This window comes from Pseudomonas sp. URIL14HWK12:I6, assembly GCF_000514195.1.
In the GTDB taxonomy this organism is placed as follows: Bacteria; Pseudomonadota; Gammaproteobacteria; order Pseudomonadales; family Pseudomonadaceae; genus Aquipseudomonas; species Aquipseudomonas putida_A.
On record NZ_AZVL01000001.1, the window covers coordinates 78,460 to 102,777 of the forward strand.

The window sequence follows — 24,318 nt, forward strand, 5'->3', positions numbered from 1 at the left end:
GACAGAGTACCGTCCGCCGGGCGACGTGGCGAGGCTCCCGGTCAGTAAAATCACCACAGATCCCTGTGGGAGCGGGCTTGCTCGCGAAGGGGCCGTGTCAGTCGACATCATTGCTGAATGACACACCGCATTCGCGAGCAAGCCCGCTCCCACAGGTTCAGTGTTTGGCTGGCTTACGACGGTGCAACCGCCAGCCAATCAGCACCAGCAAGACCACGCCCAGGCCACCGGCAATCAGCCACAACACTTCATCATCACTGAGCAACGGCTTCTCGATCCGCAGATATCCCGGCTGCAACAGCAATTCACGCATGGCCTTGTTCGCCGTCTCCAGCGTCACGCCTTGCAGCTCCCGGGCCGGGTTGGCAAAGCGCCCGTCCTCGTAATCACCCAGCGCGCTCCAGTAGTAATCCGCCATGGCACTGTTGCCCTGTACCGCCCAGGCCTGATGGGCGATGGCGGCTTGTTTGATCCGGGCGAAGGTGTCCGGGTCGAGGCCGTTTTTCAGCAGGTCGGCCTTGAGGTCTTCCAGCACCTGTTGGGCTTCGGCGAGGTCATCGCGATCCACGTCAGCGTTGAGGCTCATGAAGCCGACCCCGCCAAACACTTCGCGCTCGGCCCATGGCCCGTAGGACAGGCCGTGATTCAGGCGAATCTGCCGGTACAGCGCCCAGTCGAGGTAGTCCTTGAGGATGTCGAAGGTCTCGTCGTACTGATCGTCGAGCATCGGCTCCGGCACCAGCCAGTGCAACTTGGCGCTGTCGCCGATGAAGCCACGGGTGAGGGTGCGTTCATGGGCGGCGCTGGTGCGGATGTCCGGCAGCTCACGGTGCTCCGCCGGGTCCACCGCTTCGAGCGCGCCCCAGGTGCGTTCCAGATAGGCCGGCAGCAGTTTGTCGAGCTCACCGACGACGATCAGGGTCATGTTGTTCGGCGCGTACCAGGTCTTGCGCACCTTCTCCAGTTGCTTCTGGGTCAGGTGACCGACCTCGGCCCGTTGCGGGCATTTCAGGCCAAGCTCAACCGCCAGTTGATTGCTCGCGGTGTGGCCCAGATCCTGACGGTCGAGAAAGCGTTGCAGGCGGGTGTAGTGGCCGCCGTCCTCGCGCTCGACTACGCGCTTGGCAGCGTTGATCGCGTTGTCGTCGATGCGGGTCTGGGTCAAAAGGTCGAGCAACAGGTCGAGGACCTTGCGCTGATTCTTTGCCGGGGCTTCGATGACGAACGTGGTGTCGGCGTTGCTGGTGAACGCGTTCCACTCACCGCCCAGCGCCTGCATGCGCTCCTCGAGGCCGCCTTCGCCGGTGGCATCGACGCCGCTGAACAGCAGGTGCTCAAGCAGATGCGGCAGCTCTTTTTCATCGCAGTCGAAATCGTCGAGACCGACGCCCACCACCAGACGAATCGCCACATGCCCGCGCTCGGTGCCGGGCTTGAGCAACAGCTGCAAACCGTTGGGCAGCGCATAGCCTTCGACCTGAAAGCGATCAACGGCGAAGGCGGGCAGGGAACCGAGCAACAGACAGGCGAACAACAGGCAACGCATAACAGGCTTCCATACGGCTGATTTGGAGATCCGTGTCGCTATTCAGGCCGCTTTCGCGAGCAGGCTCGCTCCCACCTTGAAATTCATTCCCTGTGGGAGCGAGCCTGCTCGCGAATATCTTGCGGCTGAATCAATGTTACTGACTGACCCCAGCCCCAGACGTTCAAGGCGAATGCGTAATGTCGGCAATATCATCCGCTTCCAGCGCCCCGGTATCCGCCGTTTCCAGCACCACGTAAGCACTGCTGCAAAACAGCGAATTCAAGCGCTTCATATCCGCAATCAGCTCCAGATGCAGCGAACTGGTTTCCAGACTCTGCACGATCTTACGTTGCAAACGGCTGACATGGGCATGGGCCAGACGCCGTTCCTGTGCGCGAAAGCGACGTTTCTCGCGCAACAGCTGACGGGCGCTTTCCTTGTCGCCGCTGAGGAACACTGACAGGCCCAGGCGCAGGTTGGCGATCAGTTGCTGATGCAGCCCGGCCAGATCCTCCAGGCCTTCTTCGGAAAACGACCGACGCTGGGAGGTCTTCTGCTGCTGCACCTTGCGCAGCATGCGTTCGATCAGGTCGCTGGCCAGTTTCAGGTTGATCGCCAATTCGATGGTCTCTGCCCAGCGCCGACTGTCCTGTTCGCCGAGATCCTCGCGGGGCATTTGCGCCAGATACAACTTGATCGCGCTGTACAGCGCTTCGACGTCATCGGTCAGTCGGCGCATTTCCTGGGTGATGGCGGTCTGCTTGCCACGCAGTACATCGAGCATCGCGTCGAGCATGTTGTCGATCAGGTCGCCCATGCGCAGGGTCTCGCGGGCGGCGTTGGCCAGCGCCAGGCTCGGGGTGACCAGCGCCGTCGCATCGAGATGCCGCGGCTTGGCGGTGCCGTTGACCTCCGGGCGCTCCGGCAGCAGCCAGGCGCACAGGCGTGCCATAGGCGCGACGCTGGGCAGCAGGATCAGGCAGCGCGCGGTGTTGTAGAGCAAGTGGAAGCCGATGACCATTTCCTGCGGGCTGAAATCCAGGCCGTCCATCCAGTGCACCAGCGGGTCAAGCACCGGGATGATCAGCAGCAGGCCGATCAGTTTGTACAGCAGGCTGCCCAGCGCCACTTGCCGCCCGGCCGCGTTCTGCATGCTGGTGCTCATGAACGCCAGCACGCCGCTGCCGATGTTGGCGCCGATCACCAGACCGATCGCCACCGGCAGGCTGATCACGCTGGCACCGGCCAGCGTCGCGGTCAGGAGCACGGCGGCGAGGCTGGAATAGGAAATCATCGCGAACAACGCACCAACCAGGGCGTCGAGGAGGATGTCGCCGGTCAGCGAAGCAAAGATCACCTTCACCCCTTGGGCGTGGGTAATCGGTGCGGCGGCCTCCACGATCAGTTGCAGCGCGAGAATGATCAGCCCCAGACCGATGCTGACCCGGCCCATCTGCCCGAGCCGCGTCTGTTTGCGCGACAGAAAGAAAATCACCCCGAGGAAAATCAGCAGCGGCGACAGCCACGACAGGTCGAACGTCAGCACCCGCGCCATCAGCGCGGTACCGACGTCGGCGCCAAGCATGGTCGCCAGCGCCGGGGTCAGCGCCATCAAGCCCTGACCGACGAAGGAGGTGACGAGCATGGCCGTGGCGTTGCTGCTCTGCACCATCGCAGTCACGACGATGCCGGCGACGAACGCGAGCCAGCGTTTGGACATGTTCTGGCCGATCACATGGCGCAGATTGGTGCCGTACACCCGCAGGATGCCGGTTCGGACGATGTGCGTGCCCCAGATCAGCAGGGCCACGGCAGACAGTAAATTGAGCAGGGTGAGCATGCAGACCCCCTGTAGTAGCAGCGCCCCAAAGGGGCAAGTTGACGGTACCGCGCGGTTTCTACGTTTTTGATACTTAAGCTGTAGTTGGCTAACGGACTGGGCGCCAGCATTGCACAGCTAAAGTGCGGATTGAAACAAAAGTGTCATGAAAATGGCTTTATCCACCTGACCTGAAAACCCGGATTCCCCTGTGGGAGCGGGCTTGCTCGCGAAAGCGGTGGGCCAGTCAACATTTCTATCGACTGATACGACGCCTTCGAGCAAGCCCGCTCCCACAGGTTTTTGTGTCAGAGCTTGAGGGGATTAAACGCAGCGAACTGGCGGTGAACCGGGTGCTGCACAACCTCGTCCCCCCTGCCTGAATGCACAAACAACTGTGGGAGCGAGCCTGCTCGCGAAAGCGGTGGATCAGCCAACATTGTTGTCGACTGACACTCCGTCTTCGCGAGCAGGCTCGCTCCCACAGGGGTGTTGCGTGATTCAGGACTACCGGGTTATTGCCCCGGAACATCCTTGCGCAGTTTCACCGGATCCTGCTGCTGTTTCTTCCGGGCCATCGCGCCGCGCAGTTTGATGTTGATCGCTTCCACCGCCAGCGAGAACGCCATGGCGAAGTAGACGTAGCCTTTCGGCACATGCACGTCGAACGACTCGGCGATCAGTACGGTACCGACCACCAGCAGGAACGACAGCGCCAGCATCTTCAGCGACGGGTGCTTGTCGATGAACTCGCTGATCTTGCCCGAGGCCGCCATCATCACCAGCACGGCGACGACGATTGCCGCGACCATCACCGGCACATGGGAGACCATGCCGACGGCAGTGATTACCGAGTCCAGCGAGAACACGATGTCGATGATCGCGATCTGAATGATCGTGTAAAGGAAGTTGCCGCCCTTGCCCGAAGGCTCGTCGCCGCTTTCGTCTTCGCCTTCCAGCGCGTGGTACATCTCCTGCGAGCTCTTCCACAGCAGGAACAGGCCACCGAAGAACAGGATCAGGTCGCGACCGGAAATGCCCTGGCCGAACACCACGAACAGGTCGGCGGTGAGGCGCATGACCCAGGTGATCGACAGCAGCAACAGGATCCGCGTGATCATCGCCAGGCCCAGGCCGAAGATCCGCGTGCGCTGCTGCATGTGCTTGGGCATGCGGCTGACCAGGATCGAAATCATGATGATGTTATCGATGCCCAGAACGATTTCCAGGGCGGTCAGGGTAAAGAAGGCAACCCAGATTTCGGGGTTGGTCAGCCAATCCATGTGTATTCCTTTGAGCGAGTGTTAAACCATGACGCCAGCAAGCAGCTGGCGTCATGGTGAGTGAATGCCGTTACAACGTGCTGAACAGCGGGAACGTCCCCAGCAGCAAGGCGGCCACCAGTATGCACAGGCAGACCAGCACTGCCCACTTCAGGGTGAAACGCTGGTGGTCACCGAACTCGATACCGGCCAGCGCCACCAGCAGGTACGTCGACGGCACCAGCGGGCTGAGCAAGTGGACGGGCTGACCGACGATCGAGGCACGGGCCATTTCCACTGCGGTGATGCCGTAATGGCTGGCCGCTTCGGAGAGCACCGGCAATACGCCGTAGTAGAACGCGTCGTTCGACATGAAGAATGTGAACGGCATGCTCACCAGCGCCGTGATCACCGCCAGGTACGGGCCGAGGAAGTCCGGAATCACTGCCAGCAGACTTTTCGACATGGCGTCGACCATGCCGGTTCCGGACAGGATACCGGTGAAGATACCCGCAGCGAAAATCAGACTGACCACCGACAGCACGCTGCCGGCGTGAGCCGCAACCCGGTCCTTCTGCATTTGCAGGCACGGGTAGTTGACGATCATCGCGATGCTGAACGCCACCATGAACAACACCGGCAGCGGCAGCAGGCCCGCGATCAGGGTGCACATCAGCGCCAGGGTCAGCAGGCCGTTGAACCAGATCAGCTTCGGACGGCGAGCATCGGGGAACTGCGAGACGCTGATTTCACTGTGATCAATCTCGTCGCCGATCAGGTGCAGCTCGCCCAGACGCGCACGCTCACGTTTGCCGTAGAAGTAGGCAATGATCAGGATCGCCACCACACCGGCGGCCATCGCCGGGATCATCGGCACGAAGATGTCCGACGGGTCGACATGCAGCGCACTGGCGGCACGGGCGGTCGGGCCACCCCACGGGGTCATGTTCATCACGCCACCGGCGAGGATGATCAGACCGGCCATGATCCGCGGGCTCATGCCGATGCGGCTGTACAGCGGCAGCATGGCGGCCACGCAGATCATGTAAGTGGTCGCGCCGTCACCATCGAGGGAAACGACGAGCGCCAGCACGGCGGTACCGACCGAAACTTTCAACGGGTCGCCCTTGACCAGTTTGAGGATCTTGCGCACGGCCGGGTCGAACAGGCCGGAGTCGATCATCAGGGCGAAATACAGAATGGCGAACATCAGCATCACGCCGGTCGGCGCAAGCTTGGTAATGCCTTCGAGCATCATCGGGCCGATCTTCGGCGCGAAACCACCGAACAGGGCGAACAGGATCGGGATGATGATCAGGGCGATCAGCGCAGACAGGCGCTTGGTCATGATCAGGAACATGAACGTGATGACCATGGCGAAGCCAAGGAAAGTCAGCATGGGATTACTCCAGGCGTAGCGCGGCTAATTGAGTGAGCGGATCGGAAGGGATCAGCGCAGAACGGGAAGCACGAGACGTACGGGCGGAGTTTCAGCGAGAAGGCGGGCTACAGAGGACATCAGAATCACCATTGTTGTTGTTAATTGGGCCTGACATGCGAGCGATCACACGCGTTGGCCAACCGGTCTGTTGCCGGTAGTGGCGGCGATCCTAATCGGGCAACCTTTCAGCTACCTTTCGCTGACGAAAGCTTCAGGCGAATGGCCAACCGGCTGTCGGATGCGGCTAGAGTCAATCATTTCGGGGACGGGAGGGTAGGGACATGGAAGAAGTGCACAGCGGTGGCTGCCACTGCGGACACATCCGCTATCAGTTCAGCGGGCCATTGCAGGACATTGCCCACTGCCACTGCTCGATCTGCCGCAAAGTCAGCGGTGGGATTGTCACCACGTGGATCACGGTTCCGGCAGCCAGCTTTCATTGGCTGGCGGGGACGCCAACGCGCTATGACTCGTCGAGCAGTTGCGCGCGGTATTTCTGTCCACGTTGTGGCGCGCAGCTGGCGCTGGTGACGCAACTCAGTCCCGCGAGCATCGATGTGACCATCGCCACACTGGATCACCCGGAGTTGGCACCAGCCGAGCGGCATATCTGGACCGACAGCCAATTGCCCTGGCTGCATCTCGACGAGCATCTGCCGGGCGAGCCCGAAGAAACCCTTTGATCAAAAAATAGACAGATCCAGCGGCCGTATCGCGCCCATCCAGATCGCGTGCTCGGTGTGATCGAGCAAATCATCGCCAGTGTCGGGGTGCAAAAACACCACCAGCCCCTTGCGATTGAGCGCCAGCCACGGCAACACCTCACCGATCAGCTCCGGGCCGAAAGCCAACTGGCAGCTCCAGTCTGGATGCGGGCCGACCGGGCGCTCATGGACGCGCCCCATCTTCAGAGGAAACAACTGCGCCGCCTGTTCACACAAAGCGCGCGCCTGATCAATTGAGTCAGCGTCGAAATAGACGTGGGCGTGATAGCCATGGATTGCGTGCATCTGAAAGCCTCTGAATCGGTTCGAACCCTCGGCGCAGGCTGCGTGTCACACGCCATACGAGGGACAACAAAAAGGAATCAGCCATGAAAAATGCCGAAACCCCGACGGTGAAAGTGGTGCTCTATGGTGCCATGGCCAGCCTGGGCGGTGCGTTGATGGCTGAATTGCTGCGACGGCAGCACGAAGTCATCGCGATTCTCGACGATTTGAACGTACTCGCACCACGTCCGGGCCTGCGCACCAAAAGCGGCGATCTGTTCGATGCCGAACGGGTCAAGCAGAGCGTAGCGGGCAGCTCGGCGGTGATCTGCCTGCTGGATGCGCCGGGCCTGCCGTTCAGCAGCGACCATGTGGAAAGATCGGTGGTGCTGGGGCCGGTGGAACAGGTGCTGGCTGTCGATGCGTTGGTGGATGGTCTGCAGGCAGCCAACGTGTCGCGGCTGTTTCTGGTGGGCAATTTTGCCGTGCTCGACGAGGTGGAACTGGACGACGGGTTGCAACGCCATGCCGCCGAAGAAATCCGTGAAGCCCTGCAAAGCAGCCCATTGCAGTGGACGCTGGTGAATGCCCCGCACGGCGTGGCGGGGCTGACCATCGAGCATTTCAGTCAGGTGGGCGGCAATCTCGAGCCGGGGCTGGCGGAGCCGCTGGAACGGCTGAACCGGGTTGCGGTGGGGATTGCCGATGAGCTGCGGTTGAATCTGCATGTGGGGCAGCATGTGAATTTTGTCGCCGCAACTGGCTGAGCCTTCAAACCGCAATCGACGGTAACGCTACCCCGGCGAGAGATTCGGCGCTGCTGGCCTGCTCGGCCATCAACCAGTCGACAAACTGCTGAATCAACGCGCCCCGGCGTTTGCGTTGCGGCAGCACCACGTAATAACCGAGGCGCGACAACGTGGTCTCGGCGATCGGCCGACACAGCAAGCCCTGGCTCAGCAAGTTATCCACAAGGTGGCGCCAACCGATCGCGACGCCCTGACCGCCAATCGCCGCTTGAATCAACAGCGTGTAATTGTCGAAACGTAATTGACCCGGTGCTGGCGGGGTGCTGATGCCCAGTTCGCGAAACAGCCCGCTCCAGTCAAACCAGTTGCTGCTGTTTTCCCCGCGCAGATGCAGAAGCGGCAACTCCAGCAAAGCCTGGGCGGGCAAGGGCAGGGCGCGCTCCTTGAGCAATTGCGGACTGCACACCGGAAACACTTCCTCGCTAAACAGCCAATGGCTTTCGCCTTGCTTGAAACGCCCGTCGCCGAACAGGATCGCGACATCGATGTCGGTGCGCAGCATGTTGTGGTTGCGCTCGCTGGTGACCAAGCTGACATCGACGTTCGGATTGGCTTCATGGAAGCGGTGCAGGCGTGGCATCAGCCAGTAAGCGGCAAAGGCGAAATCGGTGGCGACTTGCAATACCTCGTGTTGTTGCTGCGTACTGATAGCACTCAATCCTGCGTCGATATTCTGCAAACCGAGCTGAACCTGCTCGAACAGGATCGCGCCGCCCTCGGTCAGTTCAATACCGCGATAGATCCGGTCAAACAACCGCGCGCCCAGCTGTTCTTCCAGACGCTTGATCTGCTGGCTGATCGCCGGCTGCGTAGTGCCCAGCTCCACCGCGGCGGCGGTAAAACTGCGATGGCGTGCAGCCGCTTCGAAGGCGCGTAACAGGTCGAGAGATAAGTTGCCGAGGGCGTCATACATAAGCTGTGCTTATCCTAGTCATTGTCCGGCGCAGGCTTTACCGGACGGGGCATGGACTCCATGCTCGATCGCAGCAATGTCGCATAAATATTCACTATGGAATGCCGCGATCACATGAAGCGCAAGAACATTCTTTTCATCATGGCCGATCAAATGGCCGCGCCAATGTTGCCAATCTACGGCCCGTCGCCAATCAAACTGCCGAATCTTTCGCGCCTCGCCGCTCAGGGCGTGGTGTTCGATGCCGCTTACTGCAACAGTCCGCTGTGCGCGCCGTCGCGTTTCACTCTGGTCAGCGGCCAGTTACCGAGCAAGATCGGCGCCTACGACAACGCCGCCGATTTCCCTGCCGATATTCCGACCTACGCCCACTACCTGCGTCGCCTCGGTTACCGCACCGCGCTGTCGGGCAAGATGCATTTCTGCGGCCCGGATCAGTTGCACGGTTATGAAGAGCGCCTGACCAGCGACATCTACCCGGCCGACTACGGCTGGGCGGTGAACTGGGACGAGCCGGACGTGCGCCCGAGCTGGTATCACAACATGTCGTCGGTGCTGCAGGCCGGGCCGTGCGTGCGCACCAACCAGCTCGACTTCGATGAAGAGGTGGTGTTCAAGGCCCAGCAATACCTGTTCGATCACATTCGCGAGGACGGCGATCAGCCGTTCTGCCTGACCGTTTCGATGACTCACCCACACGACCCGTACACGATTCCCAAGGCGTTCTGGGATTTGTACGACGACGGTGACATCCCGTTGCCGAGCACCCCGGTTCAACATTCCCTCGATCCACACTCGCAGCGCCTGCTCAAGGTCTATGACCTGTGGGACAAGCCGCTGCCTGTGGATAAGATTCGCGATGCGCGCCGTGCGTACTTCGGTGCTTGCAGCTATATCGACGCCAACGTCGGCAAACTTCTGCAAACCCTCGAAGATACCGGGCTGATCGATGACACCATCATCGTGTTCTCCGGCGACCACGGTGACATGCTCGGCGAGAAAGGCCTCTGGTACAAAATGCACTGGTTCGAGATGGCTGCACGGGTGCCGCTGCTGATCAGTGCGCCGGGGCAGTTCGCTGCTGGCCGGGTTAGCGCGGCAGTGTCCACCGCCGACCTGTTGCCGACCTTCGTTGAACTGGCCGGCGGCAGCCTGGAGCCGAACTTGCCGCTGGACGGCCGCTCGCTACTGACGCACCTGCAAGGGCAGGGCGGGCACGACGAAGTGTTCGGCGAGTACATGGCAGAGGGCACCGTCAGCCCGCTGATGATGATCCGTCGCGGCGCCTACAAATTTATCTACAGTGAAAGCGACCCGTGCCTACTCTTCGATGTACACAACGACCCGCGTGAACTCGAAGAACTCAGCCAGTCGCCGCAACATCGCCAGCTGTTCGACGATTTTATCGCCGAAGCGCGGGCCAAGTGGGACATCCCGGCGATTCACCGCGAGGTGCTCGCCAGCCAGCGTCGCCGGCGTTTTGTCGCCGATGCCCTGACCATCGGCAAGCTGAAGAGCTGGGATCACCAGCCGCTGGTGGATGCCAGTCAGCAATACATGCGCAACCACATCGACCTCGACGATCTGGAACGCAAGGCCCGTTATCCACAACCCTGCCAAAACCAATAATGTAAGGGGAAGTCCATGCGCAAGTTATCCACAGCACTGACGATTGGCCTGCTGGCTCTGGCCAGCGCCTCGGCATTTGCCGAGCAAAGCTGCGAAACGGTGAAAATGGCCGACCCGGGCTGGAGCGACATCGCCGCGACCAACGCCATCACCGGGTTTCTGCTGGACGGCATGGGCTACAAGGCCAAGGTCGACACCCTCGCGGTGCCGATCACCTTCGGCGGTTTGAAGGACGGTCAGGTGGATGTGTTCCTCGGCAACTGGATGCCGGCGCAGCAGGGCTTCTACGACAAGTTCGTCGCCACCGGTGACGTCACGCAACTGGCGAAGAATCTCGACGGCACCGAGTTCACCCTGGCCGTCCCGGATTATGTGTGGGATGCCGGTGTGCATGACTTTGCCGACCTGAACAAATACGCCGACAAGTTCGACAAGAAAATCTACGGCATCGGCTCCGGTGCGCCAGCGAACATCTCGCTGCAGGAAATCATCAAGAAGAACGACTTCGACCTCGGCCAGTGGAAGCTGATCGAATCCAGCGAACAGGCGATGCTCGCCGAAGTGTCGCGGGCAGTGAAGAAGCAGAAATTCGTCACCTTCCTCGGCTGGACCCCGCACCCGATGAACGTGCAGCTGAAGATGCATTACCTCAAGGGCGGCGAGAAGTATTTCGGCGACACCGGTAGCGTCTACACCCTGACGCGCAAAGGCTACGCCGAGGCCTGCCCGAATGTGGGCAAGTTGCTGACCAACCTGACGTTCACCCAGGACATGGAGAACAGCATCATGGCTGAGGTGGTGAACAAGAAAGTCAGCAATGCCGATGCGGTGAAGGCATGGATCAAGGCCAATCCGGCGGTGCTGGACAAGTGGCTGGATGGCGTGAAGACGCTGGATGGCAAGGATGCATTGCCTGCGGTGAAGGCCAAGCTCTGACGCTTTCTACTTGACGACAACTTACTCGTGGCGAGGGGATTTATCCCCGATCGGCTGCGCAGCAGTCGCAAAGTCTATGCACTCGGTATACCTGACTCACCGAGACCGTCGGTTTTGGGGCCGCTTCGCAGCCCATCGGGGATAAATCCCCTCACCACAGTAATTGGCGCGTCCTGATAACCTTGCATAAACCCACACACCGCGAGGACCCATGGCCCTGCCCAGTCGCCACTCACTCTTTCCCTTCCTGACCTGGCTGCCCCGGCAAACCCGCGCCAGCGTCGGCCGGGATCTGGTCGTTGGCCTGAGCGGTGCGATTCTCGCGTTGCCGCAGTCGATCGCCTACGCACTGATCGCCGGCCTGCCGCCGGAATACGGCCTCTATGCGGCGATCATCCCGGTGCTGATCGCCTGCCTGTGGGGGTCGTCGTGGCATCTGATCTGCGGCCCGACTGCAGCGATTTCGATTGTGCTGTATGCCAGCATCAGTCCCTTGGCCGTACCCGCATCCCAGGACTACATCACGCTGATCCTGCTGCTGAGCTTTCTGGCGGGGATTTTCCAGTGGCTGCTCGGCCTGCTGCGCTTCGGTGCACTGGTGAATTTCGTCTCGCACTCGGTGGTGCTCGGCTTCACCCTCGGCGCGGCGGTGGTGATCGCCATCGGCCAGTTGCCCAATCTGCTGGGGCTGGACCTGCCGGCGAAAGCCACGGCGCTGGCCAGTCTGATGGACCTGCTGCAACACCTGCGGGCTGTGGATAAACCATCACTGGTATTGGGTGTGGCCACGGTGCTGGTCGGTTTTGTCCTCAGACAACTGCTGCCGCGCTGGCCGACTCTGTTGATAACGCTGGTGCTGGGCAGCGCAGTGGTGTGGTTATGGCCGGCGATGTTCGGCCACGTGCATCTGGTCAGCGCCTTTGTCGGACGCCTGCCACCGTTCAGTGCGCTGCCGCTGGATCTGGATCTGGTCCTGCGTTTGCTGCCGAGCGCCGTGGCGGTGGGCATGCTCGGTCTGGTCACCAGCCTGTCGATTGCCCGTTCGATTGCTGCACGTTCGCAGCAGTTGCTTGATGCCAACCAGGAAGTCCGCGCACAGGGCTTGTCGAATATTGTCGGGGCGTTCTTTTCCGGATCGCTCTCCGCCGGTTCGTTCACCCGCTCAGGCCTGAGTTACGAGGCGGGTGCCTGTTCGCCGCTGGCCGGGGTTTTTTCGGCGATCTGGGTCGCGCTGTTCGCGATTTTTGGCGCCGGGCTGATTTCACGCATCCCCATTCCGGCGATGGCCGGGAGCATTCTGCTGATCGCCTGGGGCCTGGTGGATCATCGCGGGATTCGTTCGTTGCTGCGGGTCAGCCGGGCCGAGTTCGTGGTCATGGCGCTGACCTGCCTCGCCACGCTGCTACTGGAACTGCAGACCGCGATCTATGCCGGGGTGCTGGCGTCGCTGTTCTTCTACCTCAAGCGCACTTCGCAACCGCGAGTGCAGCATTCGCGCGAAGGTGAGGAGGACGTGCTGCGGGTCGGCGGCTCGATCTTCTTCGGCGCCAGCCATTACCTGCAAGTGCGCCTGCAACGGCTGCACGGTACGCGGGTGGTGATCGAGGCGCAGCAGATCAACTTCATCGATTATTCGGGGGTGGAGATGCTGCATCAGGAGGCGCGGCGCCTGCTGCGTCAGGATCGCAGCCTGACCCTGCGCCGGGCGCGGCCGCAGGTGGTGGAGGAGTTGCGGAAGCTCGAAGGGCCGGAAAAGTGTCCAATCCGGTTTGAGGATTGATCCAGGATCGGCGGTGCGGCCATTCGCGAGCAAGCCCGCTCCCACATTTGATCGCATTCCAATGTGGGAGCGGGCTTGCTCGCGAAGCTTTTAAAGGGCCAACTGGCGGCGTAGTTCCGCCAGTACCGGCGCCGTATCCGGACGCACCCCGCGCCACAGGAAAAACGCCTCGGCCGCCTGTTCAGCCAGCATCCCCAGACCATCCATCGATACCGCCGCGCCATGCTCGCTGGCCCAACGGCAGAATGCGGTCGGCTCTTTGCCGTACATCATGTCGTAGCACAGGGTCTGGCCCGGCTCGATCAGGCTCGCGGCAATCGGCGGCACGTCGCCGGTGAGGCTGGCGGAGGTGGCGTTGATGATCACGTCCACCGGCTCCTGCAACCAGTCGAAACCACTGGCCGACACCGGCCCCAGATCACAGAACAGCTCGGCCAGCAGCTCGGCCTTGTCCACCGTGCGGTTGGCGATAATCACCGATGCCGGCTTCTCCGCCAGCAACGGCTCCAGCGCGCCACGCACCGCGCCGCCAGCGCCGAGCAGCAGGATGCGTTTGCCGGTCAGGCTGAAACCGGCATTCACCGTCAGGTCGCGCACCAGACCGGCGCCGTCGGTGTTGTCGCCGAGCAGCGAACCGTCGACCAGTTTGCTCAAGGTGTTCACCGCACCAGCGCGCTGCGCGCGAGCGGTCAGGCTGTTCGCCAGGCGATAGGCCTCTTCCTTGAACGGCACCGTGACGTTGGCGCCGCGACCGTCATGGAAGAACGCCATGGCGCAGGCACTGAAGTCGTCAAGCGGCGCCAGCAGGGTGCTGTAGTCGAGGCACTGACCGGTCTGCTCGGCGAACAGTTTGTGAATCATCGGCGACTTGCTGTGGCCGATCGGGTTACCGAAAACGACGTAACGATCCATCAGCAGTCCTCAGGCCTGGGCCAGCCAGTCGCGGTCTTGCAGGAAGTAGTCGGTCAGGCGCGCTTCTTCGCTGCCGGGCTCGGCCTTGAAGTCATAGGCCCAGCGCACTTGCGGCGGCAACGACATGAGGATCGACTCGGTACGCCCGCCCGATTGCAGGCCGAACAGGGTGCCTCGGTCGTAGACCAGGTTGAACTCGACGTAGCGGCCACGGCGGAATTCCTGGAATTCACGCTGCTGTGCGGTGAACGCATCGTGCTTGCGGCGCTGCACGATCGGCAGGTAAGCGTCGATGTAGGCATCACCGATGGCGCGCATGAAGGCGAAACTGGTGTCGAAATCCCACTCGTTCAGGTCGTCGAAAAACAGACCACCGATGCCACGCGGTTCATGGCGATGCTTGATGTGGAAATAGGTGTCGCACCAGGCCTTGTAACGCGGATAGACGTCCGGCCCGAACGGCGCGCAGGCCTGTTCGGCGACGCGGTGCCAGTGGATGCAGTCTTCCTCGTTGCCGTAATAGGGGGTCAGGTCGAAGCCGCCGCCAAACCACCAGACCGGCTCTTCACCTTCCTTCTCGGCGATGAAAAAGCGCACGTTGGCGTGGGACGTCGGCACATGCGGGTTGTGCGGGTGAATCACCAGCGACACGCCGAGGGCTTCGAAACCGCGACCGGCCAGTTCCGGGCGATGGGCGCTGGCCGACGGCGGCAGGCCGCTGCCGAACACGTGGGAAAAGTTGACGCCGCCCTTTTCGATCACCGTACCGTTTTCGATCACGCGGGTACGGCCGCCACCACCGGCAGGCCGGGTCCAGGCGTCTTCGACGAAGCGCGTGCCGCCGTCCTCGGTTTCCAGCGCGGCACAGATGCGGTCTTGCAAATCGAGCAGATAGGCCTTTACGGCGTCGGTGCGGGTCGTCATGGCTTCACCTTGAATCGGGCATAACTACGCGGGCGCCCCGCAGGCAGGGGGCGGCGCAAATGGGCGCGTAGCATAACACCGCAAACCTGCGCGCCGCAGTTGACGAAGATCAAGCAGGGGAGTTGGATAGGGGGCTTACAAACGACCCAAGGAGAGCAGGCAGATGGCAAAGCGTATCCAGTTCCGCGCCCACGGCGGTCCCGAAGTGCTCGAGTTTGTTGACTACGAACCCGCCGCGCCCGGCCCGAATCAGGTGCGGGTGGCGAACAAGGCGATCGGCCTGAACTTCATCGATACCTATTTCCGCAGCGGTCTGTATGCCCCGCCGGCCTTGCCGTCCGGCCTCGGCGCAGAAGGCGCCGGCATCGTCGATGCGGTGGGGAGCGACGTCACCCGGTTCAAGGTCGGTGATCGCGTGGCATATGGCAGCGGCCCGTTGGGCGCCTACAGCCAGTTGCACACCCTGCCCGAAGCCAATCTGGTGAAGCTGCCGGACGAAATCAGCTTCGAGACCGCAGCCGGGGTCATGCTCAAGGGCCTCACCGTGCAGTACCTGCTGCGCCAGACCTATGAACTCAAGGGTGGCGAAACCATTCTGTTCCACGCCGCTGCCGGGGGTGTCGGTTCATTGGCCTGCCAATGGGCCAAGGCACTGGGCGTGAAGCTGATCGGTACGGTCAGCTCGAAGGAAAAAGCCGAACTGGCCAAGGCCAACGGTGCCTGGGCAACCATCGATTACAGCCACGAAAACGTGGCACAGCGGGTGCTGGAGCTGACCGATGGCAAGAAAGTCCCGGTGGTGTACGACGGCGTCGGCAAAGACACCTGGCTGACCTCGCTCGACAGCGTTTCGCCGCGTGGACTGGTGGTAAGTTTCGGCAATGCCTCCGGTGCGGTGGACGGGGTGAATCTGGGGATTCTTTCAGCCAAGGGTTCGCTGTATGTGACCCGCCCGACCCTGGCGACCTACGCCAACAACGCCGAGAACCTGCAGCGCATGGCCGACGAGCTGTTCGAGATGATCATCAGCGGCAAGCTCAAGGTGAGCATCAGCCAGCGCTATCCACTGGCTGATGCGGCGAAGGCGCAGACCGAATTGTCGGCCCGGCGTACCACCGGCTCGACCATCCTGCTGCCCTGACAAACCTTCGACGTCTTGCCAGTCAGGGTTGCGAACCCACGGCTGGCAAGTCAGTTCGAACGCGTTCAACACCTCGGCAGATGACACTCCAACGGTTTCTGCACCACGTGGCCAACCGCCGGATCAGGCGGTTGGACCGCCGCGAGAATTTGCCGCCACTCGGCTGACAGCACCCAGTAATCGCCGCGTGCGCGCTGGTCGATATGCAGGGCATTGGAAGCGATCGGCATCAGGCCGAAGCGCTGGTAGAAGCGCAGCTGTTGCGATCTGCACAACGCGGTTACCCCGTTATAACCGCGTTTAATGGCCCACTCGGTAGCGGCCGCCAGCAGACCGTTGACCGCAATGGGCAACTGATTGGGTGTGTACGACATCAATCGACTGAATTCGACATGGCGCGACAGCGCTACTGTGGGAGAAACGTGTTGCTGCGCCAGCGATACCCACTCGAACGGTGCCGGAGTCGCTCTCAATACCGCCAACAGTTGATCGTGCCGATACAGCAGGAAATGGGTACTGCGCGACTTTATCGCCAGTCTGGTTTCGAGCATCCGCGCCCGTGAAGTCAGCATGTAATGCTGCAACCGAAGCCGAAATTGCCGATCGATAAACCGGTCGAACTCCTGAGTATCCGCCCCTGCCTCAAGCATCACGATGCGACAACCCTCATGGTGACTCTTCAACGTCACCTGAAGCGCCTGCAGGTAATCCGTGAGTTGCAAATTGGTAGTGTCCATTCTTTCTCCGCAGACCTTAACTTATCGAAGTGTTTCGAGTGCAGGGAAAGGATGGTTGCTTTTGCCGATTCCGCCACACCAGAAAGTCTGATAATCAAGTGGGAAAAGCCAATGAATCCGGGGACTTGGCGAATTTTCCGACAAGGAAACTGCCGTCATTGCAGGATAAATCGCAGGCGCGCGTAGTCCTCCTCACCATCAAGGCGAGGAAGACTCACAGTAAAGGTTTTCGACGCAGGATCAGTCGGGACGAATGACCTTGCCGGTTGCCAGATCGCGAATCACGCTGGGGTTCTTGCGCCCACCCAGTTGCCCGCCAAGGATCAGGTCGATCTGCCCACGGAAATACTGCTCGACGCGCAACCGCGTGCGCGCCGCCGGCCGCCCCTGCGGGTTGGCCGAGGTGGAAATCAGCGGCCCGACCATCGAGCACAGATCCCGCACCTGCGGGTGATCGCTGACCCGCAGCGCCACCGTGTCATGCACGCCCGTCACCCATTCCGGCAACAGGTTCTGATGCGGCACCAGCCAGGTGTTCGGCCCCGGCCAGGTGCTGGCCATGCGGTCGAGCCACTCTTGCGGGAAGTCTTCGAACAGGAAGTCGAACTGGCGGATGTTGTCGGCGACCAGGATCAGGCCCTTGTCCACCGAACGGTTCTTGATCGCCAGCAGACGATCCACTGCCTCTTCGTTCCACGGGTCGCAACCCAGCCCCCAGACGGCTTCGGTTGGATAGGCAATCACCGCCCCGGCGCGAATCTCTCGTGCGGCTTGTTGCACACGCCAACTGTTGACCATGAAAAAACTCTCCGAAAACAGGTTTTGCGCAGTTTACCGATCTTCCCTGTAAAACCTAGCGTGTCCTCGCCAGCCAGCGACCGTTTTCACACACTGCGCGGCCGTCCATTTCCAGTTCGGTTAGGGCTGCAAGGACTTTGGGCAACGCCCAGCCGCTGCTCTCGACCAAGGCTTCGCTGGTGTGCGGCGCGGCGTGCAGCAGATCAAGCAAGGGATGCGCGGAGTCCAGCGGGTCTGTGGATAACGGCAAATGCTGCCAGCCGCGCAGGGCTTCGAGAATGTGTTCGATGGTTTCCACCAGCACCGCGCCGTCGCGGATCAACTGATGGCAGCCGCGCGCACCGGGGTGATGGATCGAGCCGGGAATCGCATACACCTCGCGGCCCTGTTCCGCCGCCAGCCGGGCAGTGATCAGCGAACCGCTGGCGACACTCGCCTCGACCACCAGCACGCCGAGGGACAAACCGCTGATGATCCGGTTGCGCCTGGGGAAGTTGCTCGCCGTCGGGCCGGCGTCCAGTGGAAACTCCGAAAGCACCGCACTGCCCGAGGCAATCATCGCGTCGGCCAGTCGACGATTGCGCTGTGGATAAAACTTTTCCAGGCCGGTGCCGAGTACGCCGACGGTTTGCCCGCCGACATCCAGAGCCGCTTGATGCGCAGCCGCATCGATACCCAGCGCCAGCCCACTGGTGATGACGAAACCGGCCCCGGCGAGGCTGCGGGAGAACGCTGCGGCGGTGTCCATTCCCGGACGTGAAGCACTGCGACTGCCGACCATCGCCAGTTGCGGCTTTTCCAGAATCAGCGGATCACCGGCGACGAACAACAGCGGTGGCGGGTCAGGGATCTGCGCCAGCAGCGCCGGATAATCCGCCTGGTCCAACATCAATAGATGCTGGCCGGGCCGCTCTAGCCAGCGCAATGCATGGCTGGCGCCGTCGCGCACTTGCGGGCTGCGCCGGGCCTCGGCCGACGCCGCTGGCAGACCCAGCGCTCGCCAGGCACTGGCCGGCGCGCTCAGGGCTTTTGACGCCGAGCCGAAGGCTTCAAGCAGTTTGGCAAAACGTTTCGGACCGATTTCCGGCAAGCGGTGCAGGCGCAAACGCGCTTCCAGTTCCGCAGGGGAAACCGGCGTACAGGCAGACAGCATCGTGGATCATCCTTGATCGTTATAAGTCCCGAACCATTCGGAACAAGCTGTGGATAACTCTGTTGGTAACTTGTTAAGCCTGCTAAGGATTTCGCACCTTGTCGAGCACCGCCAGCGAGCGCGATGCGTTGAGTACGAGGCCGTAACTGAGCTTGTCGTAGGTGCGGAACACCATCAGCAGACCGGCCCGTTCATCGGGAATTTTCAGCGGCTGGCCGGTGACCCGGTCGCGCACGGTTTCCCCGGTTTTCATCACCACCAGCACATTGCCTTCGGCCAGACCGTCGCGCTTGCCTTTGTTCAGGGTGACCACGTCCATCACGCCGATCTGCGTGACGCCGCGCGGCACGTCGATGATCAGGCCGTTGATGTTGGTGCTCGGGGCGCTGGGCATGAAAGTCGAATTGATCGAGCGCTCTTCGCCGCTGAACAGACGATCGCCCAGACGTACTTCCTGGGTGGTGCGTTGCAGGGCGAGGGTGGCGACGTCGCCTTCGGTGGCGACGATTTCACCGCCACCGATATCGTCGGCGTTGATCCCGAGAAACTCCTTGGTCTGCGGGTCGGTATAGACCTTGCCCTGGCGGAAGATGCCGTACACCGGCTGATTCGGGTCGAAATGCCCGCGAGCGAAGATTCGGTCACCGGTGCCGCTCAACACGCGCTCGGCATCGCCGGCGACGATGTACGGCGCCTTGTCGAAGTCTTCGACTTTGTCGACGATGCGGTTGCTCAGCAGAAAGCTGTTGATCGATTTCAGCGGAATGCTCGGAATCGCCTCGGCCACCGGGCTGGTGCGGATGCGTGGCGACAGCTTGATGGTGCCCCGTGACTCGCCGCGCTTGAGGGTCAGCTGCGGCTGGCCGTTGACGTAACTGAGCGTCAGCGTGTCGCCGGGGTAGATCAGGTTGGGGTTTTCAATTTGCGGATTGGCCCGCCACAGCTGTGGCCATTGCCAGGGCTCGCGCAGGTATTTGCCGGAAATGTCCCAGAGGGTGTCTCCCGAAACCACCGTGTATTGCTGTGGAAAACCATCCCTGAGTTGCACTTGCCCTTGCGCAGCCGCGGCCGAAGCCAGAAGCAGCAGGGCGAGTAGTGTTTTCCTCATGCAGCGAATCCCTTTATCATGTGCGTTCGCGTGAACCGTCAGAGCCCCCGTGGCTCGCTACTGCAAATTGCATTAGCTACGCTTCACAACGGTAGCCTGCATCTTCGGACCTGCCAGGCCATCGACCCGACTTTACTCAATACGTGCAGCAATCAGCCTATGGCCATTTTAAACATCCTCGAATTCCCGGACCCGCGTCTGCGTACTATCGCCAAACCTGTGGCTGTAGTGGACGACGAAGTGCGTCAGTTGGTCGATGACATGTTTGAAACAATGTATGAAGCGCCGGGCATCGGCCTCGCCGCGACCCAGGTCAACGTGCACAAACGTATCGTCGTGATGGACCTTTCCGAAGACCGCACCGAACCCCGGGTGTTCATCAACCCCGAGTTCGAATCGCTGACCGACGAGATGGATCAATACCAGGAAGGCTGCCTGTCGGTGCCGGGTTTCTACGAAAACGTTGACCGCCCGCAGAAGGTCAAAATCAAGGCACTGGACCGCGATGGCCAGCCTTACGAACTGATCGCCGAAGGCCTGCTCGCGGTGTGCATCCAGCACGAATGCGACCACCTCAATGGCAAGTTGTTCGTCGATTACCTGTCCACGCTCAAACGCGACCGGATCAAGAAGAAACTGGAAAAGCTGCACCGCCAGAACGCTTGATGCCCCTCTTCAAAGGCTTGCTGCGGCAAGCCTTTTTCTTTTTATGAGACTCCTTTCATGACTGAGCCACTGCGCATCGTTTTTGCCGGCACCCCGGAATTCGCCGCCGAACATCTCAAGGCCCTGCTGAACAGCCCTTACGAGATCGTTGCGGTCTACACCCAACCGGATCGTCCGGCCGGTCGTGGGCAAAAACTGATGCCGAGCCCGGTTAAGCAGTTGGCGCAGGAAAATAATATCCAGGTGTTGCAGCCGCCGACCCTGCGCAACGCTGAGGCTCAGGCTGAACTCGCCGCACTGAAGCCGGACTTGATGGTGGTGGTCGCCTACGGCCTGATCCTGCCGCAAGCGGTGCTGGATATTCCGCGCCTTGGCTGCATCAACAGCCACGCTTCGCTGCTGCCACGCTGGCGCGGTGCGGCGCCGATCCAGCGCGCCGTGGAACACGGTGATGCCGAAAGCGGCGTGACCGTGATGCGCATGGAAGCGGGCCTCGACACCGGACCGATGCTGCTCAAGGTCGTGACCCCGATCAGCGCCAACGACACCGGCGGCACGCTGCACGACCGCCTCGCCGAAATGGGTCCGCCCGCCGTGGTCCAGGCAATTGCCGGTCTGGCCGCCGGAACCCTCGAAGGCGAAGTGCAGAACGACGAGCTCGCCACCTACGCCCACAAACTGAACAAGGACGAAGCGCGCCTCGCCTGGCGCCGTCCGGCGGTCGAACTGGAGCGTCTGGTGCGTGCTTTCAACCCATGGCCGATCACCCACAGCACCCTCAACGGCGAAGCGCTGAAGGTATTGGCCGCGACGCTGGCGGACGGCAAAGGCGCCCCGGGTGCAATTCTCAGCGCCAGCAAGGACGGCCTGATCGTCGCCTGCGGTGAGCAGGCGCTGTGCCTGACCCGTCTGCAACTGCCCGGCGGCAAGGCCCTGAACTTCAGCGACCTGTTCAACAGCCGCCGCGAGAAATTCGCCGTCGGCACCGTGCTCGGCGCCGTGGTGGACGCGCAATGAACCCGCGTCTGGCCGCCGCCAAGGCACTCGCCGCCGTGCTCAGCGGCAAGGCTTCGCTGAACAGCTCCCTGCCGACACAACTGGACAAGGTCGAAGACCGCGATCGTGGCTTCACCCAGGATCTGGCGTTCGGCACCGCGCGCTGGCAGCCACGGCTGTCGGCGCTGGCGGAAAAGCTTCTGCAGAAGCCGTTCAAGGCTGCCGACGCCGATGTCGAGGCGCTGCTGCTGGTCGGTCTCTATCAACTGCTCTACACCCGCGTGCCGCCGCACGCGGCCATCGGCGAAACCGTCGGTTGCGCCGACAAGCTGAAAAAGCCCTGGGCCAAGGGTCTGCTCAACGCCGTGCTGCGCAATGCCCAGCGCGAAAGCGAGACGATTTTCGCCGAGCTGGAGCGCGATCCGGTGGTGCGTACCGCCCACCCGCGCTGGCTGCAGAAATCCCTGAAAGCCTTCTGGCCGGAACAATGGGAAGCGATCTGCGCGGCGAATAACGCGCATCCGCCGATGATCCTGCGGGTCAACCGCCGCTATCACAGCCGCGACGCCTACCTCGGCTTGCTCAGCGAGGCCGGCATCGCCGCCACGCCGTGCGTTTACAGCCGCGACGGCATCGTCCTCGACGCCGCCGCCGACGTGCGCAGCCTGCCGGGTTTTGCCGAAGGCTGGATCAGCGTGCAGGACGAAGCCGCGCAACTGGCCGCCGATCTGCTCGATCTGGCCCCGGGCCAACGGGTGCTCGATGCGTGTTGCGCGCCGGGCGGCAAGACCTGCCACATCCTCGAAGCCGAACCGGCGCTGGCCGGCGTGGTGGCGGTGGATCTGGAAGCCAAGCGGCTGGTGCGGGTGAAGGAGAACCTTGAGCGGCTGGGGCTGAGCGCCGAACTGATCGCTGCCGACGGCCGCGATACCGCCGCGTGGTGGGACGGCAAGCCGTTCCAGCGCATCCTGCTCGACGCGCCATGCTCGGCCACCGGCGTGATCCGCCGTCACCCGGACATCAAGCTGACCCGTCAGCCGGACGACATCGCTGCCCTCGCGCAACTGCAAGGCGAGCTGCTCGACGCCCTGTGGAAAACCCTCGAAGTCGGCGGCATCCTGCTCTACGCCACTTGCTCGACCTTGCCGACCGAGAACACCGAAGTCATCGCCGCGTTCCTTGAGCGCACGCCCGGTGCCCGCGAACTGGATCTGGCAACTACGGCCGGGATCAAACAGCCCCATGGTCGCCAATTGCTGGCTCAACAGGGCGGGCATGACGGGTTCTACTACGCCAAGCTGATCAAGATCGCTGCCGCGCGCGGCTAAACGGATTCAACGGAGTGACTGGATGAAAATCATCATCCTCGGTGCGGGGCAGGTCGGCGGTTCGCTGGCTGAACACCTGGCGAGCGAAGCCAACGACATCACCGTGGTCGACACCGATGGCGAACGCCTGCGCGACCTCGGCGACCGTCTCGACATCCGCACCATTCAGGGCCGCGGCTCGCTGCCGTCGGTGCTGCGTCAGGCCGGCGCCGACGATGCCGATATGCTGGTGGCGGTGACCAACAGCGACGAGACCAACATGGTCGCCTGCCAGGTCGCGCACACCCTGTTCCACACCCCGACCAAGATCGCCCGGGTGCGCGAAGCGTCCTACCTCAATCGCGAAGAACAGCTGTTCCAGAACGAAGCGATTCCGGTCGACGTGCTGATCAGCCCCGAGCAGGTGGTGACAAACTACATCAAGCGTCTGATCCAGCATCCGGGCGCGCTGCAAGTGATCGACTTCGCCGAAGGCCAGGCGCAACTGGTGGCGGTGCGCGCCTATTACGGCGGGCCGCTGGTGGGCCAACAACTGCGCCAGTTGCGCGAGCACATGCCGAATGTCGAGACGCGTGTCGCGGCGATTTTCCGCCGCGACCGGCCGATCCTGCCGCAGGGCGATACGGTGATCGAGGCCGATGACGAAGTCTTCTTCATCGCCGCCCGTGAGAATATTCGCGCGGTGATGAGCGAAATGCGCCGTCTCGACGAAACCTACAAGCGCATCGTGATTGCCGGTGGCGGGCAGATCGGCGAGCGTCTGGCCGAGGCCATCGAAAGCCGCTACCAGGTGAAGATTATCGAGATGAACCCGGCGCGCTGCCGCTATCTCTCCGACACCCTCGACAGCACCGTGGTGCTGCAGGGCAGTGCGTCGGACCGTGATCTGCTGCTGGAAGAGAACATTGCCGACGCCGACATCTTCCTTGCGCTGACCAACGATGACGAAGCCAACATCATGTCGTCGCTGCTGGCCAAGCGCCTGGGCGCGAAGAAGGTGATGACGATCATCAACAACCCGGCTTACGTCGATCTGATCCAGGGCGGCGACATCGACATCGCCATCAGCCCGCAACTGGCGACCATCGGCACCTTGCTGGCCCACGTACGCCGTGGCGATATCGTCAGTGTGCACTCACTGCGCCGGGGTGCGGCGGAGGCCATCGAGGCGATTGCCCACGGCGATGCGAAGTCGAGCAAGGTCATCGGCCGGCCGATCGAGAAAATCGGCCTGCCGCCGGGCAGCACGATTGGCGCGATCATCCGCAACGAAGAAGTGATCATCGCCCACGACGATACGGTGATCGAAACCGGCGACCATGTGATTCTGTTCCTTGTGGATAAAAAGCATATTCGCGATGTGGAGAAGCTGTTTCATGTGGGTTTGAGCTTCTTCTGAGTTTTGCGCTGACGGCACTGGCCCCTTCGCGAGCAGGCGCGCTCCCACAT

General features: G+C 61.9%; 22 protein-coding genes and 1 pseudogene. 11 read left to right on the forward strand and 12 right to left on the reverse strand.

Annotated features, from left to right (window positions below; genetic code table 11):
- Positions 1–59 precede the first annotated feature (59 nt).
- Positions 60–158, forward strand: a pseudogene (locus H043_RS30595) (metal ABC transporter ATP-binding protein); the annotation flags it as partial.
- On the opposite strand, the gene H043_RS0100405 reads toward H043_RS30595, so the two are convergent.
- The 4 genes from H043_RS0100405 to H043_RS0100420 form a co-directional block, all read right to left on the reverse strand.
- Positions 158–1,546, reverse strand: coding sequence for a pitrilysin family protein (locus tag H043_RS0100405; RefSeq protein ID WP_027610256.1), 1,389 nt, complete (start codon positions 1,544–1,546; stop codon positions 158–160). The pseudogene H043_RS30595 and the gene H043_RS0100405 overlap by 1 nt on opposite strands.
- A 163-nt stretch (positions 1,547–1,709) precedes the next feature.
- Positions 1,710–3,368 (reverse strand): Na/Pi cotransporter family protein, encoded by a 1,659-nt coding sequence (locus H043_RS0100410; RefSeq protein ID WP_027610257.1) that lies wholly within the window; start codon positions 3,366–3,368, stop codon positions 1,710–1,712.
- A gap of 494 nt (positions 3,369–3,862) precedes the next feature.
- Entirely contained in the window at positions 3,863–4,630 is a 768-nt protein-coding gene (locus tag H043_RS0100415) for a TerC family protein (protein WP_027610258.1), read from the reverse strand.
- A 70-nt stretch (positions 4,631–4,700) separates the two neighbouring features.
- On the reverse strand, positions 4,701–6,008 hold the full coding sequence (locus H043_RS0100420; protein ID WP_007954069.1) for a CitMHS family transporter: 1,308 nt from the start codon (positions 6,006–6,008) through the stop codon (positions 4,701–4,703).
- Between the two features lie 323 nt (positions 6,009–6,331).
- Between H043_RS0100420 and H043_RS0100425 the strand changes: the two genes are divergently transcribed.
- On the forward strand, positions 6,332–6,733 hold the full coding sequence (locus H043_RS0100425) for a GFA family protein (protein ID WP_027610259.1): 402 nt from the start codon (positions 6,332–6,334) through the stop codon (positions 6,731–6,733).
- Here H043_RS0100425 and H043_RS0100430 read toward each other — a convergent pair whose 3' ends face one another.
- Entirely contained in the window at positions 6,734–7,060 is a 327-nt protein-coding gene (locus tag H043_RS0100430; RefSeq protein ID WP_027610260.1) for a DOPA 4,5-dioxygenase family protein, read from the reverse strand.
- 83 nt (positions 7,061–7,143) lie between these two features.
- On the opposite strand from H043_RS0100430, the gene H043_RS0100435 reads away from it, so the two are divergent.
- Positions 7,144–7,806 (forward strand): NAD(P)-dependent oxidoreductase, encoded by a 663-nt coding sequence (locus H043_RS0100435; protein ID WP_027610261.1) that lies wholly within the window; start codon positions 7,144–7,146, stop codon positions 7,804–7,806.
- A gap of 4 nt (positions 7,807–7,810) precedes the next feature.
- Here the strand turns inward: H043_RS0100435 and H043_RS0100440 are convergent, their stop codons facing one another.
- Positions 7,811–8,761 carry a LysR family transcriptional regulator gene (locus H043_RS0100440; RefSeq protein ID WP_027610262.1) on the reverse strand — a complete coding sequence of 317 codons (951 nt, stop codon included), beginning with the start codon at positions 8,759–8,761 and terminating at the stop codon, positions 7,811–7,813.
- Between the two features lie 114 nt (positions 8,762–8,875).
- On the opposite strand from H043_RS0100440, the gene betC reads away from it, so the two are divergent.
- The 3 genes from betC to H043_RS0100455 all read left to right on the forward strand — a co-directional run bounded on the left by betC (position 8,876) and on the right by H043_RS0100455 (position 13,106).
- On the forward strand, positions 8,876–10,390 hold the full coding sequence (gene betC, locus H043_RS0100445; RefSeq protein ID WP_027610263.1) for a choline-sulfatase: 1,515 nt from the start codon (positions 8,876–8,878) through the stop codon (positions 10,388–10,390).
- 15 nt (positions 10,391–10,405) lie between these two features.
- Positions 10,406–11,326 carry a choline ABC transporter substrate-binding protein gene (gene choX, locus H043_RS0100450; RefSeq protein ID WP_027610264.1) on the forward strand — a complete coding sequence of 307 codons (921 nt, stop codon included), beginning with the start codon at positions 10,406–10,408 and terminating at the stop codon, positions 11,324–11,326.
- Positions 11,327–11,537: 211 nt separating this feature from the next.
- Positions 11,538–13,106 (forward strand): SulP family inorganic anion transporter, encoded by a 1,569-nt coding sequence (locus H043_RS0100455; protein WP_027610265.1) that lies wholly within the window; start codon positions 11,538–11,540, stop codon positions 13,104–13,106.
- Between the two features lie 90 nt (positions 13,107–13,196).
- Here the strand turns inward: H043_RS0100455 and aroE are convergent, their stop codons facing one another.
- Together aroE and hemF are read right to left on the reverse strand one after the other, a co-directional pair.
- On the reverse strand, positions 13,197–14,018 hold the full coding sequence (aroE, locus tag H043_RS0100460) for a shikimate dehydrogenase (protein ID WP_027610266.1): 822 nt from the start codon (positions 14,016–14,018) through the stop codon (positions 13,197–13,199).
- 9 nt (positions 14,019–14,027) lie between these two features.
- The gene (gene hemF / locus H043_RS0100465; protein ID WP_027610267.1) at positions 14,028–14,942 is read right to left on the reverse strand and encodes an oxygen-dependent coproporphyrinogen oxidase; all 915 of its coding nucleotides are present in this window, start codon (positions 14,940–14,942) and stop codon (positions 14,028–14,030) included.
- A gap of 163 nt (positions 14,943–15,105) precedes the next feature.
- Between hemF and H043_RS0100470 the strand changes: the two genes are divergently transcribed.
- Entirely contained in the window at positions 15,106–16,083 is a 978-nt protein-coding gene (locus tag H043_RS0100470; RefSeq protein WP_027610268.1) for a quinone oxidoreductase, read from the forward strand.
- Positions 16,084–16,148: 65 nt separating this feature from the next.
- On the opposite strand, the gene H043_RS0100475 is transcribed toward H043_RS0100470, so the two are convergent.
- The 4 genes from H043_RS0100475 to H043_RS0100490 all read right to left on the reverse strand — a co-directional run bounded on the left by H043_RS0100475 (position 16,149) and on the right by H043_RS0100490 (position 19,879).
- The gene (locus H043_RS0100475) at positions 16,149–16,820 is read right to left on the reverse strand and encodes a hypothetical protein (RefSeq protein WP_027610269.1); all 672 of its coding nucleotides are present in this window, start codon (positions 16,818–16,820) and stop codon (positions 16,149–16,151) included.
- Positions 16,821–17,060: 240 nt separating this feature from the next.
- Positions 17,061–17,618, reverse strand: a complete 558-nt coding sequence (locus tag H043_RS0100480) for an L-threonylcarbamoyladenylate synthase (RefSeq protein ID WP_003220243.1) — start codon at positions 17,616–17,618, stop codon at positions 17,061–17,063.
- Positions 17,619–17,673: 55 nt separating this feature from the next.
- Positions 17,674–18,771: a DNA-processing protein DprA gene (gene dprA, locus H043_RS0100485; RefSeq protein ID WP_027610270.1), complete on the reverse strand. Its 1,098-nt coding sequence runs from the start codon at positions 18,769–18,771 to the stop codon at positions 17,674–17,676.
- 82 nt (positions 18,772–18,853) lie between these two features.
- Positions 18,854–19,879: a LysM peptidoglycan-binding domain-containing protein gene (locus H043_RS0100490; RefSeq protein ID WP_027610271.1), complete on the reverse strand. Its 1,026-nt coding sequence runs from the start codon at positions 19,877–19,879 to the stop codon at positions 18,854–18,856.
- A 159-nt stretch (positions 19,880–20,038) separates the two neighbouring features.
- Between H043_RS0100490 and def the strand changes: the two genes are divergently transcribed.
- Genes def through trkA form a run of 4 tightly spaced genes read left to right on the forward strand, consistent with a single transcriptional unit; the run spans position 20,039 to position 24,268 of the window.
- A complete protein-coding gene (gene def, locus H043_RS0100495) occupies positions 20,039–20,545 on the forward strand; it encodes a peptide deformylase (RefSeq protein ID WP_027610272.1) in 507 nt (168 codons plus the stop codon).
- Positions 20,546–20,602: 57 nt separating this feature from the next.
- A complete protein-coding gene (gene fmt / locus H043_RS0100500; RefSeq protein WP_027610273.1) occupies positions 20,603–21,562 on the forward strand; it encodes a methionyl-tRNA formyltransferase in 960 nt (319 codons plus the stop codon).
- A complete protein-coding gene (rsmB, locus tag H043_RS0100505) occupies positions 21,559–22,869 on the forward strand; it encodes a 16S rRNA (cytosine(967)-C(5))-methyltransferase RsmB (protein ID WP_027610274.1) in 1,311 nt (436 codons plus the stop codon). The genes fmt and rsmB overlap by 4 nt, the downstream gene beginning before the upstream one ends.
- Before the next feature lie 22 nt (positions 22,870–22,891).
- Entirely contained in the window at positions 22,892–24,268 is a 1,377-nt protein-coding gene (gene trkA, locus H043_RS0100510) for a Trk system potassium transporter TrkA (protein WP_003220233.1), read from the forward strand.
- The last annotated feature ends 50 nt before the right edge of the window (positions 24,269–24,318 follow it).

What these genes read in the sequence shown, in the direction of transcription:
- H043_RS0100430 (WP_027610260.1), bottom strand. Translation starts at nt 7,060, where the DNA reads ATGCACGCAATCCATGGCTATCACGCCCACGTCTATTTCGACGCTGAC.
- aroE (WP_027610266.1), bottom strand. Translation starts at nt 14,018, where the DNA reads ATGGATCGTTACGTCGTTTTCGGTAACCCGATCGGCCACAGCAAGTCG.
- choX (WP_027610264.1), top strand. Translation starts at nt 10,406, where the DNA reads ATGCGCAAGTTATCCACAGCACTGACGATTGGCCTGCTGGCTCTGGCC.
- hemF (WP_027610267.1), bottom strand. Translation starts at nt 14,942, where the DNA reads ATGACGACCCGCACCGACGCCGTAAAGGCCTATCTGCTCGATTTGCAA.
- H043_RS0100470 (WP_027610268.1), top strand. Translation starts at nt 15,106, where the DNA reads ATGGCAAAGCGTATCCAGTTCCGCGCCCACGGCGGTCCCGAAGTGCTC.
- def (WP_027610272.1), top strand. Translation starts at nt 20,039, where the DNA reads ATGGCCATTTTAAACATCCTCGAATTCCCGGACCCGCGTCTGCGTACT.
- H043_RS0100480 (WP_003220243.1), bottom strand. Translation starts at nt 17,618, where the DNA reads ATGGTCAACAGTTGGCGTGTGCAACAAGCCGCACGAGAGATTCGCGCC.
- H043_RS0100435 (WP_027610261.1), top strand. Translation starts at nt 7,144, where the DNA reads ATGAAAAATGCCGAAACCCCGACGGTGAAAGTGGTGCTCTATGGTGCC.
- H043_RS0100440 (WP_027610262.1), bottom strand. Translation starts at nt 8,761, where the DNA reads ATGTATGACGCCCTCGGCAACTTATCTCTCGACCTGTTACGCGCCTTC.
- H043_RS0100475 (WP_027610269.1), bottom strand. Translation starts at nt 16,820, where the DNA reads ATGGACACTACCAATTTGCAACTCACGGATTACCTGCAGGCGCTTCAG.
- H043_RS0100410 (WP_027610257.1), bottom strand. Translation starts at nt 3,368, where the DNA reads ATGCTCACCCTGCTCAATTTACTGTCTGCCGTGGCCCTGCTGATCTGG.
- H043_RS0100415 (WP_027610258.1), bottom strand. Translation starts at nt 4,630, where the DNA reads ATGGATTGGCTGACCAACCCCGAAATCTGGGTTGCCTTCTTTACCCTG.
- trkA (WP_003220233.1), top strand. Translation starts at nt 22,892, where the DNA reads ATGAAAATCATCATCCTCGGTGCGGGGCAGGTCGGCGGTTCGCTGGCT.
- H043_RS0100455 (WP_027610265.1), top strand. Translation starts at nt 11,538, where the DNA reads ATGGCCCTGCCCAGTCGCCACTCACTCTTTCCCTTCCTGACCTGGCTG.
- fmt (WP_027610273.1), top strand. Translation starts at nt 20,603, where the DNA reads ATGACTGAGCCACTGCGCATCGTTTTTGCCGGCACCCCGGAATTCGCC.
- H043_RS0100405 (WP_027610256.1), bottom strand. Translation starts at nt 1,546, where the DNA reads ATGCGTTGCCTGTTGTTCGCCTGTCTGTTGCTCGGTTCCCTGCCCGCC.
- H043_RS0100425 (WP_027610259.1), top strand. Translation starts at nt 6,332, where the DNA reads ATGGAAGAAGTGCACAGCGGTGGCTGCCACTGCGGACACATCCGCTAT.
- H043_RS0100490 (WP_027610271.1), bottom strand. Translation starts at nt 19,879, where the DNA reads ATGAGGAAAACACTACTCGCCCTGCTGCTTCTGGCTTCGGCCGCGGCT.
- betC (WP_027610263.1), top strand. Translation starts at nt 8,876, where the DNA reads ATGAAGCGCAAGAACATTCTTTTCATCATGGCCGATCAAATGGCCGCG.
- rsmB (WP_027610274.1), top strand. Translation starts at nt 21,559, where the DNA reads ATGAACCCGCGTCTGGCCGCCGCCAAGGCACTCGCCGCCGTGCTCAGC.
- dprA (WP_027610270.1), bottom strand. Translation starts at nt 18,771, where the DNA reads ATGCTGTCTGCCTGTACGCCGGTTTCCCCTGCGGAACTGGAAGCGCGT.
- H043_RS0100420 (WP_007954069.1), bottom strand. Translation starts at nt 6,008, where the DNA reads ATGCTGACTTTCCTTGGCTTCGCCATGGTCATCACGTTCATGTTCCTG.